The organism is Micromonospora sp. WMMA1976 (assembly GCF_027497335.1).
Lineage (GTDB): Bacteria > Actinomycetota > Actinomycetes > Mycobacteriales > Micromonosporaceae > Micromonospora > Micromonospora aurantiaca.
In genome coordinates this window covers 6,190,452-6,202,997 of record NZ_CP114912.1, presented here as the reverse complement: position 1 = coordinate 6,202,997, position 12,546 = coordinate 6,190,452, and the positions used below count along the sequence as shown (strand labels likewise).

The 12,546-nt window shown below is 73.0% G+C and carries 9 protein-coding genes; 5 read left to right on the top strand and 4 right to left on the bottom strand.

Features of this window, described 5'->3' with window-relative positions; genetic code table 11:
- Positions 1-7 precede the first annotated feature (7 nt).
- From O7546_RS28675 to O7546_RS28665, 3 genes are read right to left on the bottom strand one after another with little or no spacing between them, the layout of a single operon-like run.
- Entirely contained in the window at positions 8-640 is a 633-nt protein-coding gene (locus O7546_RS28675) for a phosphoribosyltransferase family protein (protein WP_194800307.1), read from the bottom strand.
- Positions 637-1,980, bottom strand: coding sequence for a glycosyltransferase 87 family protein (locus tag O7546_RS28670; protein WP_269697857.1), 1,344 nt, complete (start codon positions 1,978-1,980; stop codon positions 637-639). Before O7546_RS28670 ends, O7546_RS28675 begins: the two co-directional genes overlap by 4 nt.
- A gap of 40 nt (positions 1,981-2,020) precedes the next feature.
- Positions 2,021-4,486: a bifunctional diguanylate cyclase/phosphodiesterase gene (locus O7546_RS28665; protein WP_194800430.1), complete on the bottom strand. Its 2,466-nt coding sequence runs from the start codon at positions 4,484-4,486 to the stop codon at positions 2,021-2,023.
- A 659-nt stretch (positions 4,487-5,145) separates the two neighbouring features.
- Here O7546_RS28665 and O7546_RS28660 point away from each other — a divergent pair.
- The 5 genes from O7546_RS28660 (at position 5,146) to O7546_RS28640 (ending at position 11,104) form a co-directional block, all read left to right on the top strand.
- Positions 5,146-8,151, top strand: coding sequence for a tetratricopeptide repeat protein (locus tag O7546_RS28660; RefSeq protein ID WP_281600253.1), 3,006 nt, complete (start codon positions 5,146-5,148; stop codon positions 8,149-8,151).
- A 236-nt stretch (positions 8,152-8,387) separates the two neighbouring features.
- A complete protein-coding gene (gene moaC, locus O7546_RS28655; RefSeq protein ID WP_013289345.1) occupies positions 8,388-8,879 on the top strand; it encodes a cyclic pyranopterin monophosphate synthase MoaC in 492 nt (163 codons plus the stop codon).
- Complete coding sequence (locus O7546_RS28650; protein WP_194800310.1) at positions 8,876-9,346, top strand: MogA/MoaB family molybdenum cofactor biosynthesis protein; 471 nt, start codon at positions 8,876-8,878, stop codon at positions 9,344-9,346. The genes moaC and O7546_RS28650 overlap by 4 nt, the downstream gene beginning before the upstream one ends.
- 37 nt (positions 9,347-9,383) lie before the next feature.
- On the top strand, positions 9,384-10,643 hold the full coding sequence (locus O7546_RS28645) for a molybdopterin molybdotransferase MoeA (protein WP_194800311.1): 1,260 nt from the start codon (positions 9,384-9,386) through the stop codon (positions 10,641-10,643).
- Between the two features lie 35 nt (positions 10,644-10,678).
- Positions 10,679-11,104 (top strand): molybdenum cofactor biosynthesis protein MoaE, encoded by a 426-nt coding sequence (locus tag O7546_RS28640; RefSeq protein ID WP_194800431.1) that lies wholly within the window; start codon positions 10,679-10,681, stop codon positions 11,102-11,104.
- Between the two features lie 10 nt (positions 11,105-11,114).
- On the opposite strand, the gene O7546_RS28635 is transcribed toward O7546_RS28640, so the two are convergent.
- Positions 11,115-12,539, bottom strand: coding sequence for a glycosyltransferase 87 family protein (locus O7546_RS28635; RefSeq protein WP_281600252.1), 1,425 nt, complete (start codon positions 12,537-12,539; stop codon positions 11,115-11,117).
- Between the last annotated feature and the right edge of the window lie 7 nt (positions 12,540-12,546).

Genomic DNA, 12,546 nt, shown 5'->3' with positions numbered 1-12,546 from the left:
GGTGTTTTCACGCAGTGGCGGTCAGCGCCTGCGTGACCTCGTCGTCGGAGACCTCGTGGAAGTCCTCGTAGTACGCGCCGACGGCGGCGAAGTCGTGTGGGAGTTGGCAGCTCACGACCGTGTCGGCCTCGGCGGCGAGCATGTCGTACGCCTGCTCGGAGCCGACCGGGACGGCGACGAGGACGCGGGCGGCGCCGAGGTGGCGGGCGACCTGGGCGGCGGCGCGGGCGGTGGCGCCGGTGGCGAGCCCGTCGTCGACGATGACGGCGGTGCGGCCGGTGAGGTCGAGCGGTGGGCGGCCGCCGCGGTAGCGCTGTTCGCGGCGTTCCAGTTCGGCCTGTTCGCGGCGGCGGACCTGGGCCCTGTCGTTCTCGCTGATCCGGCCGGCGACCATCTCGTTGAGGACCTGGACGCCGCCGGGGCCGAGTGCGCCGTACGCGACCTCGGGTGCCCAGGGCACGCCGAGCTTGCGGACGACGAGAACGTCCAGTGGTGCGCCGAGCCGGTCGGCGACCACCCGGGCGACGGGTACGCCGCCACGGACCAGGCCGAGGACGATGACGTCGGGGCGGCCGGCGAGGTCGGTGAGTCGCTCGGCGAGTTCACGTCCCGCTTCGGCCCGGTCGCGGTAGGTGGTCATTCCTCAGGTGTACGCCTTCCGGCCGGGTCGCGCGGGGCGGTTGCCGGGAATGTCGCCCTGTCGTCCGGTCGGGTGAGTGCCAGTGCGGGGGCGAGGACGAGCAGGGCGGCCGGGTAGAGCAGGTACCCGAAGCGGGTGGAGGGCATCAGCAGGATCGCGGCGAGCAGCCCGTACCCGCAGATGAGGGCCGTGGCGGCGGCGGTGCGGGGCGGGCGGCGCAGCAGCCGGACGGCGATGGCCAGTCCGGCGGCGACGAGCAGCGCGGCGGCGACGGCGCGGCCGGCCGGGAGTGCCTCGGCGATGAGGTGCCCCGGGAACGGTGACTGGGCGGGGCTGGTGACGAGGCCGTGGCCGAGCGGGAACCGCAGCACGTTCTCGACGAGGGCGTCGCGGTCGACGAGGAGTACCGGGATCAGGGCGAGGACGGGGAGGCCGATGGCGCCGAGGGCGGTGCGGAGCGCGGCCCGGCGGGTGGCGGCCCAGACGATCAGCACGACGGCGACCGGCCAGGCGAAGAGCTTCAGGGCGCCGGCGGCGCCGACTGCGAGGCCGGCCCGGCCGGGTCGGCCGGCGGCGGCGAGTGCGAGGGCGAGGAGGCAGAGCGCGAGTACGGGGAGGTCGTCGCCGCCGGTGGCGAGGGTGAGCGCGCAGACGGGCAGGACGGTGGCAGCCTGGACGGCGCGCAGGACGGCGGCGTCGCGGCGGGGCGCGGCCGGGCCGCCGCCGGTGCGCAGCGTGGCGACGAGGGCGACGACTGTGAGTGCGGTGACCACGGCGAACCAGACGCGCGAGTCGGTCCACCAGGCGTCCACGGCGGCGCGGGGCAGCCCGAACAGTGCCATGCCGGGCTGGTAGGGGGTGTAGCCGAGGAGCTGTTCGCCGGGGGGCAGGGCGGCGATGGCGTCGGGTCCGAGGTAGGGGGTGCCGTGTTCGGCGAGGCGGGCGCCGGCGTGTTCGACGACGATCACCTCCTCCTGGGCGCGGTCGGTGCGTCCGCCGGCGCGTTCGACGCTCTGCGTGACGATCGGCAGGAGCGCGGTGGCGGCCCAGGTGAGGCCGGCGACGGTCCAGCGTGCGGGCAGGCCGGCCAGGGGCGTGCCGGGGTCGCGGCGTCGGGCGAGCAGTTGGGTGGTCGCGGCGAGCGTGGCGAGGGCGTACCCGATGGTGGCGACGGCGCCCCAGGCGCGGTGCGGCGGCAGCGTGGAGGTGGCGGCGGTGATCGCGGCGAAGACGGTGGCGGCGGCGTAGAGGCCCAGGTCGAGGGCGAGGCCGCCGGCGGCGGTGTCGAGTGCCGACCAGCGGCGGGAGACGGGGGTTGCCGGGTCGGCGTGGGCGGTCACGCGGGCCAGTGTGGCAGACCGGCGGGGTGCCCCGGCCGGGTCAGGGTTGCCGGGCGTCGCTGGCGGCGGGGGGTGCCGGGCGGGTGCGGCCGGTGCGGCGGCCGGGGAGGCGGATGACGGCGCCGGTGTCGTGCAGTGCGGGTGCGAGCGCGCCGGTCCGGCCGCCGTGGCCGCGTTGGAGGGCGGCGAGGAGGGCGGCGGCGGGCAGTGGCCGGGCGAACAGGTGGCCCTGCCCGGCGGCGCAGCCGAGTTCCCAGAGCGCGCGGCGTTGCGGTTCGCTCTCCACGCCTTCGGCGACGACGGTGAGGTCGAGGCTGCGGCCGAGGTCGAGGGTGGAGCGGATGACGGCGGCGGCTTCGGGCGCGGTCTCCATGACGCCGACGAAGCTGCGGTCGATCTTCAGTTCGTGTACGGGGATGCGGGAGAGCAGGGAGAGCGACGAGTATCCGGTGCCGAAGTCGTCGAGCGCGAGCCGGACGCCGGAGTCCCGCAGCCGGCTGAGGACGCGGTCGACGACGTCGAGCTGGCTGAGGGTGAGCGTCTCGGTCAGTTCCAGGACGAGCCGGTCCGGCGGTAGGTCGTGGGCGCGGAGCCGGGCCAGTACGGCGCCGGGGAAGCGGGCGTCGAGCAGGCTGCGCGGGGACACGTTCACCGAGACGGGCAGGTCGAAGCCGGCGTCGCGCCAGGAACCGGCGGCGATGAGGGCCTGGTCGAGGATCGCCTCGGCGAACGCGGGGAGGAGCCCGGATCGTTCGACGGCTTCGAGGAAGCGCAGCGGGTCGATGAGCCCGTGGGTGGGGTGGTGCCAGCGGGCGAGTGCCTCGGCGCCGATCACCTCGCCGCTGCCGAGGTCGACGATGGGCTGGAAGTTGACGGTGAACTCGTGGTCGGCGACGGCTCGGGGCAGTTCGCCGCCGAGGGTGAGCCGGCTCAGGTCGGCGGTGTCGCGGGCCGGCGCGTAGGTGGCGACGCGTTGGCCGGCGCGTTTGGCCTGGTACATGGCCACGTCGGCGCGGCGCAGCAGTTCGGCCATGCCGCCGGTGGCGGGGGCGACGGCGATGCCGCCGCTGGCTTCCACGCTGATCCGCATGCCGTCTAGGTCGAGCGGGTCGTGCAGCGCCGCGAGCAGGGCCTCGGCGCGGTGGGCGGCGACGGCGGGGGCGGGCAGGCCGCGCAGGAGTACGGCGAACTCGTCGCCGCCGAGGCGGGCGACCAGGTCGTCGGGGCGCGCGGCACCGCGGAGGCGTTCGGCGACCTGGATCAGCACCTGGTCGCCGGCGCCGTGCCCGAGGGTGTCGTTGACTTCCTTGAAGTGGTTGAGGTCGATCAGCACCAGGGCGGTGACGCCGTCGGCGTGCCGGCTGGTGAGCTGGGCGCTGCCCTCGTCGAGCAGGTGCCGCCGGTTGGACAGGCCGGTGAGGGCGTCGTGGGTGGCGGCGTAGGCGTGGTCCTCGGCGATGCGGGCGAGTTCGGCGTACGCCTGGGCGTTGCGGACCGCGGTGCAGAGGGCGGAGGCGAAGGTACGCAGGGTGTACTGCTCGCGTTCGGAGAGCTCGACCGGGCCGGCGAACCGCAGCCGCAGCACGCCGACGTCGTCGGTGCGGTCGTGGCCCTCCAGCACGACCGGCATGATCTGACCGTCGACGGCGCTGGGCCGGGGGGCTGTTCCGTCGTAGGCGATGTCCGTGCCGTTGCCCCGGATGGTGCGTCCGCCGTCGCGCAGTTCGATCTCGACCTCGTCGGCGGAGAAGAGTTCGCTGGCCTCGGTGACCGCTGTGGTGAGCACCTGGTCGAGGTCGACCACGTTGAGGGCGTCGGTGGCGCGGGCCAGGCGCTGCCATGCCTGCTGCTCGGTGCGGGTGCGGATCCGGCTGGAGTAGGCCAGGTGCAGGCTGAGTACCAGCGCGGGTACGGCGGGCAACAGGCGGGGGTCGACCCGCAGGATGAGTACGGTGCTGGCGGCCACCAGGAAGCGCAGGCCGAATCCGGCGATCCGCAGGTCGAGGTCGTCGCGGAACTGCTGGAGGATCGGCGTGCGGGAGGCGAGCGCGATGACCGGGATCGCGAGGACGTCGTCGAGGACTGCGGCCACCAGGTAGACGAACCCCAGCAGCAGGACGATGCCGAGTGGCTCCCGAGGGGGCCAGGCGCTTCCCAGCAACAGGGTGGCGACAGTGGCTCCGCCGGCCACCAGGGTGTGCTTCGCGATGGCGAATGCCACCTTGATGGGTGCCAGGCGGGTGACTGATCCGCACGCCACGCCGATCCCGGTGGCCAGGACGACCCACGAGGGTGGAGCGACGGCGAGGCCGATGACGATCGCGGTCTCGACCCAGGCGAAGTAGAAGGTGGTGGAGCGGATCCGCAGACGGGTCTTGATGACGGTGGCCAGCGTCACCGTGACGACGAGTGCGATGACGGTGACGAAGTCACGTGCGGAGTCGGGGGGTTGCGTACGGGCGGAGTGGATCGCGGTGAGGGCGACGATCGTCGCCCCCGCGACCAACGTGTAGATGATCCCGCGCAGGTGCGGGCCGACAGCCGTCCGGCTTTCCGTGGTTCGGCTCAACCCGCGTCACCCGCCGCTCACCGTCGGTATGCGATGAGCGGCAGCCTACCGCTTCACCCGGGTCCGGGAAACTCATCCCCATTCGGTGCTGCGCATTGTGCTGCCCTCCTCAAATATCGCTCCGGGGCGGAATGGTCACGGACCGAAGTCGTTACTTCGATCCGCTGCCGCGCATTGCCGCCGGCTGCCGTGTGCCTTCTCGGTGCGTTTCCGCGCCTTGCTGACTGAGGGCAGGTTAGGGGATATTCGAGTGAGTCTGAAAGAATTAATGTCGGTATGCGCAATATAAGTAACTATTGCAGCTTAAATGACGTTCTGTCCATGACCTGCTCGCAGAGCGAAGCCAGGCTGTCTCCTTTGGGTACCCGCGCCGTCGCTGAATGCATCGAATAGCGCGGGACCGCTCAGTCCGTCAGTAGCGTCGCGTCGGCGGCGAAACATTACAACCGTGCTTCGGGCCACTTCGGCAGCCGTGTCGGACGAGTGCGCCGACCGTCCGTCCGCCCGGCGTCTGAGCCGGGGCGACGCCTTTGTGACGAATCGATTACGCTGTCGCTGAAGGTGGGCAGGTTGCCGGCCGAGGCTGGAACAGCGGCGTGGAAATCCGGGTACTCGGGGGTCTGGCGGTACGGCTCGGCGACGTGGACCTTCCGCTTGGAACCCCCAAGCAGCAGTTGGTGTTCGCGCTACTCGCCGTACGGGCCAACCAGTTGGTCACGCTGCACCATCTGGTGGACGAGCTGTGGCCGGACGCGCCGCCTCGGTCGGCTGTCGCGAACGTCCGGACCTACGCCGCCAATCTGCGTCGGAGCCTCGACCCGGGTGTGGGCGACGCGCCGAGGATCGTCCGGGAGTCCGGCGGTTACCGACTCCTCGTCGATGCAAGTCTGATCGATCTTCATCGATTGAGCTTCCACTTGCGCCGTGCCCGGGATCTGATGCGCGACGGGGAGGCCGCGCAGGCGGCCCCCGTGCTCGTCGAGGTGGTCGACGCGTCGGCCCCGCTGCTCGCCGGCTTGGCGCTGGGGCCGGCGCTCGCCGTTCAGCGCGAGGCCGTGAGTGAGGAACACCAGGCGGCGCTGGAACTGTTGGCCGAGGCGTATCTCAGCCTCGGGCGCCCCGAATCAGCGGTGTCGTTACTGCGTGACCACGTCTCGCATCAGCCGCTGCGCGAGCGGGCGCAGTGTCTCCTGATGCGCGCGTTCATCCAGGCGGGTGACCCGGGAGGCGCCCTCGCCGTCCACCGCGCCACTCGCGAGGCGTTGTCCGACCAGCTCGGCGTGCCACCGAGCGCGGAGATGGAGCGACTTCGTATGGTCGCGGCCCGGGCCCGACGCCGGATTCCGGAATCGGCGCACGAGGTGGAAGCGATCCGGAGTGCTGCGCATAAGCGCAATTGGTTGCCCCGGACAGTGATGGATTTCGTCGGCCGGGAGGAAATGGTCGATCGATTGTTGCGCGAAGTGCGCGAGGCGCCCGGCTCCGGCCCGACGATTCGCGTGATCGACGGCATGGCGGGCTGCGGCAAGACCACTCTCGCCCTGCACGTGGCCGCCCGGTCGACCGAGCGCTTCCCGGACGGGCAACTCTTCGTCGACCTTCGGGGACACAGCGTGCGAACGCGGATGCGGCCTGCGGCGGCCTTGGACACGCTGCTTCGCCAACTGGGTGTGCCGACCGGCCGGATACCGCTGGAACTGCCCGACCGGCAGGAGATGTGGCGGCGCGAACTGGCCGCGCGTTCGGTGCTGGTGGTGCTCGACAACGCCGCCGACAGCCGGCAGGTCGAGCCGCTGCTACCCGTCTCCGGATCGGCAGTCGTCCTCGTCACCAGCCGGCGGCGCCTGCTGGCACTCACCGAACGACCGCCGGTGTCCCTCGCCGTCCTCACCGAGGCCGAGGCGCTCGAACTGCTCGCCACCCTCATCGGGAGCGGCCGGGTGGCGGCCGAGCCGAAGGCCGCGCGACAACTTGTCGACATCTGCGGCTGCCTCCCGCTCGCCGTCAGACTGGCCGGCACCCGGCTGGCACATCGGCCCGACTGGCGGATCTCCGACCTCGTCGACAGGCTGAGCCACAGGTCGATCTTCCTCCCCGGTCTCCGTGCCGAGGCGCGAAGCGTGATGGAGGCGTTCGCCGAGTCGTACGAGCCGCTCGACGAGGCGTGCCGGAAAGCCTTCCGATCCTTCGGGCTGGCGGCCGGGAACCACCTCGACACCGCCATGGTCGCCGCCCTCACCGACCTGCCCCTGCGGGACGCGGCGGACGTCCTCGACGAACTGGTGGACCGCCACCTTGTGCAGGAGACCTCGGCCGGCCGGTACCGCCTGCACGACCTGATGAGGCGTTACGCCGCCGAACTGGCCCGGCAGGAGGACGAGCCGACGACCGGACGACCGGCGATCCGGAAGCTGCTGGATCACGTGTTGCACTCGGTGGTGCGGGCGTCCGCGTCGATCGAGGACGGCCGGGTGCTCGCGCAGCACCTGCGGCTCGGAGAACCGCTTCGACCGGATCTGCTCGCCGGACGCGTCGACCGCGACCTGGACTGGCTGGAGGAACAGCGGTCGAACCTGGACGCCTTCGTCCGTCAGGCGGCTGACCAGGGCCATGAACCGATGGCATGGCGCCTGGCTCGCGCCGGTTGGCGGTTCTTCTACATCCGCGGTTACTTCGACGACATATCGGCCACGCACGCGGTGGGTCTCGCCGCCGCCCAGCGGTGCGGGGACCGGCACGCCGTGGCCCTCATGCACAACTATCTCGCCTCGGCGTGCGTACGCACCGGCGCCTACCAGGACGCCTCGACACACCTGCACGAGGTCGTGTCGATCCTCACCGGGCTCGGTGACGAATCGGGCGCGCAGCGGGCACGGTTCAACCTCGGCGCCGTGCACTGGCTGACCGGGCGACTCCACCAGTCGCTCGAAGCCAATCGCATGACGTTGCGCAGCTACGCGCTGGACACCCTTCCGGTCCTGCCGAACCTCGGCCTCACCTTGCGCCACCTCGGTCGTTACGCCGAGTCGATGGCGGTTCATCGGCTGCACCTCTTCGCCGCCCGGATCAAGCAGGATCCGTTCCACATGTCGAACGCACTGGGGCATCTCGGTGGCCTCAGATACCGCCTGGGACAGAACGCCGCGGCGGAGCGCCTGCTCCGAGCCTCGCTCGCGCTCCGGGATCGCACCGGCAATGGCTTCGGCCGTGCCGAGACGCTCAGCGACCTCGCCGGCACCTACCGGCAACTCGGCCGCTACGACGACGCGCTGCGGCATCACGAAGCCGCCATCGAGGCCGCCGCCGCGTCCGGCGAGCGGGACGTCCAGGCTCGGGCACGAAACGAGCTGGCCGTCACCCTGGGAGCCACGGGGCGAGCCGCCGAGGCGGTGGCCGTCTTCGAGGAGGCACTCGCCATCGCCACTCGGATCGGCCATCCCTACGAGCAGGCCCGCGCCCTCGACGGCCTGGCCGGACACCTGGCGGAGAAGCAGCCGGCGCAGGCACGACGGTACCGGCAGCGCGCGTTGGCGATCTTCGAGCGGATGGGTGCGCCCGAGCGCCACGACCTGCGCCGACAGCTCGCCGAGACCCCTGCCTGAACCGGCTTATCGATTTCTTATCGCGGCGTTCGTTAGCGTCCCGGGGCATCGGCCACGGGGAGGGTTCACCGCCAGAGCGGACCCGGCCGAACGAGGCCCCCACCGTCAGTTCCCCCCAGCGAATCGGCGGTGGGCAGGTGAGGGAGGAGCGTCGTGCACCGGCACCCGACACGACGTTCCTCCCCGCCGCCGGCCGGAGCACCCACGCCGTCGTACCCGGCGGATAGGGTCGGGCCGTGACCGAACCCGCGCAGCTCACCCACGTCGACCCGGCCGGTGCGGCCCGGATGGTCGACGTCTCCGCCAAGCCGGTCTCGGGCCGGCTCGCGGTCGCCGCCGGCCGCCTCCGCACCACCGCCGAGGTGGTGGAGTTGCTGCGCCGCGACGGCCTGCCCAAGGGCGACGCGCTCGCCGTCGGCCGGCTCGCCGGCATCATGGGCGCCAAGCGCACCCCCGACCTGATCCCGCTCTGCCACCCGATCGCGCTGCACGGCGTCACAGTCGACCTCGACCTCACCGCCGACACGGTGGAGATCACCGCAACCGCGAAGACGGCCGACCGCACGGGCGTCGAGATGGAGGCGCTGACCGCGGTGGCGGTCGCCGGGCTGGCGCTTGTCGACATGGTGAAGGCGGTCGACCCGGCCGCGTCGGTGGACGCCGTCCGGGTGCTCCGCAAGGAGGGCGGCAAGACCGGCGAGTGGGTCCGGCCGGAGGACCGGCCGTGATCCGGGCCCGGGTGATCGTGGCCTCGAACCGGGCCGCCGCCGGGGTCTACGAGGACACCAGCGGCCCGCTGCTCGTGACCGGGCTGCGGGAGCTGGGGTGCGAGGTCGACGCGCCGGTGGTGGTGCCGGACGGCGAACCGGTCGGCGACGCCCTGCGCGCGGCCCGCGCCGACGGCGTCGACGTGGTGCTGACCAGCGGCGGCACCGGCATCACCCCGACCGACCGCACACCCGACGTGACCCGCACGCTGCTCGACTACGAGATCCCCGGCATCGCCGAGGCGATCCGCGCGCACAGCCGCGACACGGTGCCGACGGCGGCGCTGTCCCGGGGCCTGGCCGGGGTGGCCGGCCGGACGCTCGTGGTCAACCTGCCCGGTTCACGCGGCGGCGCCCGGGACGGTCTGGCGGTGCTCGGGCCGATCCTGCGGCACGCCGTCGACCAGCTTCGCGGCGGCGACCACTGAACCCGCGAGGCACGTGCCCCGGCGTTAGGCTCGCCGGATGAGCACGGAAACCGAAGCCGCCGCGGTCGAGGCGGGTACGCCACCACCGGCCGGGTGGGAGGAGGCCCGCTCCCGGGTGTACGCGGTGGGCCTGTCCGCCGCGCTCCCCGCGGTCGCCCGGCCGCTGGCCGAGGCCGACGGGCACACCCTGGCCGAGCCGCTGACCACGCGTACCGACCTGCCGGCGTTCCCCACCTCCAGCGTGGACGGCTGGGCGGTGCGCGGCGCGGGGCCGTGGCGCGTCGCCGGCCGGGTGCTCGCCGGGCAGACCGCACCCCCGTTGGAGACCGACGGCAGCACGGTGGAGATCGCCACCGGCGCGATGGTTCCCGAGGGCACGACGGCGATCCTGCGGATCGAGGAGTCGACGCGTACGGCGGACGGCCTGGTGGCCGGCACGCCCCGCCCGGCGCCGGAGTGGCGGGAGCCGGGCGAGGAGGCGTACCTCGGGGAGGAACTGCTGCCCGCCGGCACGCCGGTGGACCCGGCGGTGATCGGCCTGGCCGCCTCCTGCGGGCACGACACGCTGCGGGTTCGCCGCCCACCCCGGGCCGCGCTGCTGGTCTTCGGCGACGAACTGCTCACCTCGGGTCCGCCCGGCGCGGGCCGGGTCCGCGACGCGCTCGGCCCGTCGGTGCCGGCCTGGCTGCGCCGCTACGGCTGCCAGGTGCGTGCCGCCGACGTGGTCGGCCCGGTCGCCGACACGCTGCCCGCGCACGTGGCGGCGCTGCGGGGCGCGCTCGCCAACGCCGACCTGGTCTGCACGACCGGCGGCACCATGCACGGCCCGGTCGACCACCTGCACCCGACGCTGGAGGCGCTCGGCGCCGACTACGTGGTGAACACCGTGGCGGTGCGTCCGGGCTTCCCGATGCTGCTGGCCAGGCTGGTGGACGGCGACGGGCGGGTGCGGTTCGTGGCCGGTCTGCCCGGCAATCCGCAGTCGGCAGTGGTGGCGCTGGTGTCGCTCGTCGCGCCCCTGCTCGCCGGTCTCACCGGCCGGCAGATGCCGGTGCTCCCGCACGTGACGCTGGCCGAGCCGATTCCCGGGCGCGGCGACTACACCCATCTGGCGCTGGCCCGCTGGGACCGCGTCGCCGGCACCGCGTACCCGGTGCGGCACGTCGGCTCGGCGATGCTGCGCGGGCTGGCCGGCGCGGACGGGTTCGCGGTGATCCGGCCCGGCACCAGCGGCGCGGCCGGCGACCGGGTGCCGCTCGTGCCGCTGCCGCTGACCCCCGGGGAGCGGTTCGGGTGAGCGCGACGAACGAGCCGACGGGAGACGTCGTGACAGTGGAAGCAGGCGTGGTGCTCGGCGCGGTGACCGACCGGCCGCTCGACCTGGCCGAACACGAGGCGGCGGTCGCCGACCGCCGGGCCGGTGCGGTGGTGTCCTTCCAGGGCGTGGTCCGCGACCACGACCACGGGCGGGCGGTCACCCGGCTGGAGTACGAGGGCCATCCCACCGCCGAGGCGGTGCTGCGCGAAGTGGCGGCCGAGATAGCGGCCGACCCGCAGGTGTACGCGGTGGCGGTGTCGCACCGGATCGGCCCGCTGGAGATCGGGGACGTGGCGCTGGTGGCGGCGGTCAGCACGGCGCATCGCGCGGCCGCGTTCGCCGCCTGCGCCCGGCTGGTCGACGAGGTGAAGTCACGGCTGCCGATCTGGAAGCGGCAGGTCTTCGACGACGGCACCGAGGAGTGGGTGAACTGCCCCTGAACCGGCCGGCTCAGCGCCGGCCGGCGAGCGCGGCGGTGCGGCCCAGCCGCTCGTGGTAGAACGCCGGCTCGGCGCCGGGACGCCACGGCAGCGCCGCGACGAGCACGATCAGCGCGATGGCCAGGGAGTTCTCCATCAGCGCGCCGAACAGGCCGTCCTGGTAGTGGGACACCTCGGGGAGCTGGTGCTCGTACGGCCAGATCGGTGAGATCAGGAACAGCAGGTAGAGCCCGAGCGCGCCGACGCCGTGGCGCAGGCCGGTCAACGTCGGGTACCAGATCGGTGGGCGCAGTGCCGGCACGCCGTTTGCCGAGGGGCCGCCGGTGCCGCGCAGGGGCAGGCCGCGGCTGGCTTCGCGGCGGCGTACCGCGGCGTCGGCCAGCACGATGATCGACGGGATGACCCAGATCAGGTGGTGCGACCAGGAGATCGGGCTGATCACGTTGGCGGTGAGCCCGACCAGCGTGAACGCGGTCAGCTCGTCGCCGTCGGCGCGGGCGCTCATCGCCCGGGACAGGCCCAGCGCCAGGATCAGCACCGAGAACGCCAGCCAGAGCAGGCCGGGCGTCTCGATCGAGTCGTAGAGCCGCGCCAGCAGACCGGCGAGGGACTGGTTGGCGGTCATGTCCGCCGCGCCGACCCGCTCGGTCTGCCAGAGCACGCCGGTGAAGTACGCGCGGGACTCCTCACCGAGCACGCCGAACGTCGCGATGGTCACGCCGATCGTGGTGCCCACAGCGGTGAGCGCGGCCCGCCACTGCCGGGTGAGCATCAGGTAGGCCACGAACAGCGCCGGGGTGAGCTTGACCGCTGTGGCGAGCCCGATGCCGACACCGGCCCAGGCGCCGCTGTAGACGAACCGGGCCAGCGGCGAGTCGGCCGTCTCGTAGTGGGTGCCCCGCTTGGCCCGCCAGCGCAGGCCCACCATGTCCGCCATGATCAGCGCGAACAGCAGCAGGTTGACCTGCCCGTAGCCGAGCGTCTCCCGGGACGGCTCGATGGCGACGGCGAGCGGGGTGGCGATGCCGACGGCGAACCAGAGCGGCCAGCCGAGGCGGTCCACGATGGGGCGTAGCAGCGCGGCGAGGACGACGGCGAGCGCGCCGATGCTGGCGAGCGCGTTGACGAAACCGGCGCCGTCCACCGGCAGCCACGTCATCGGCAGCATGACCAGGGCGGCGAACGGCGGGTAGGTGAAGCCCAGCGTGGTCGACGGTGCGACGAAGTCGTACAGCTCGTTGCCGCCGGCCCACCACAGCACCGCGCCGTGGTAGATCTTCATGTCGAAGAAGTTGTACGGCCGTCCGAAAGCGCCGATGGCGAGCCACGCGGCGTACGAGACGGCGGCGACGACGCCGAGGCGCACCACGATCCGGCGGTCGACGCGGGAGGTCGGGGCGAGGCGGTTGGTCCGTCTACCGACTGTCGTCGGCATGGCGTGG

Excerpts from the sequence above, each read along its gene's own strand:
- O7546_RS28645 (WP_194800311.1), top strand. The coding sequence starts at position 9,384 with ATGAGCACGGAAACCGAAGCCGCCGCGGTCGAGGCGGGTACGCCACCA.
- O7546_RS28635 (WP_281600252.1), bottom strand. The coding sequence starts at position 12,539 with ATGCCGACGACAGTCGGTAGACGGACCAACCGCCTCGCCCCGACCTCC.
- O7546_RS28675 (WP_194800307.1), bottom strand. The coding sequence starts at position 640 with ATGACCACCTACCGCGACCGGGCCGAAGCGGGACGTGAACTCGCCGAG.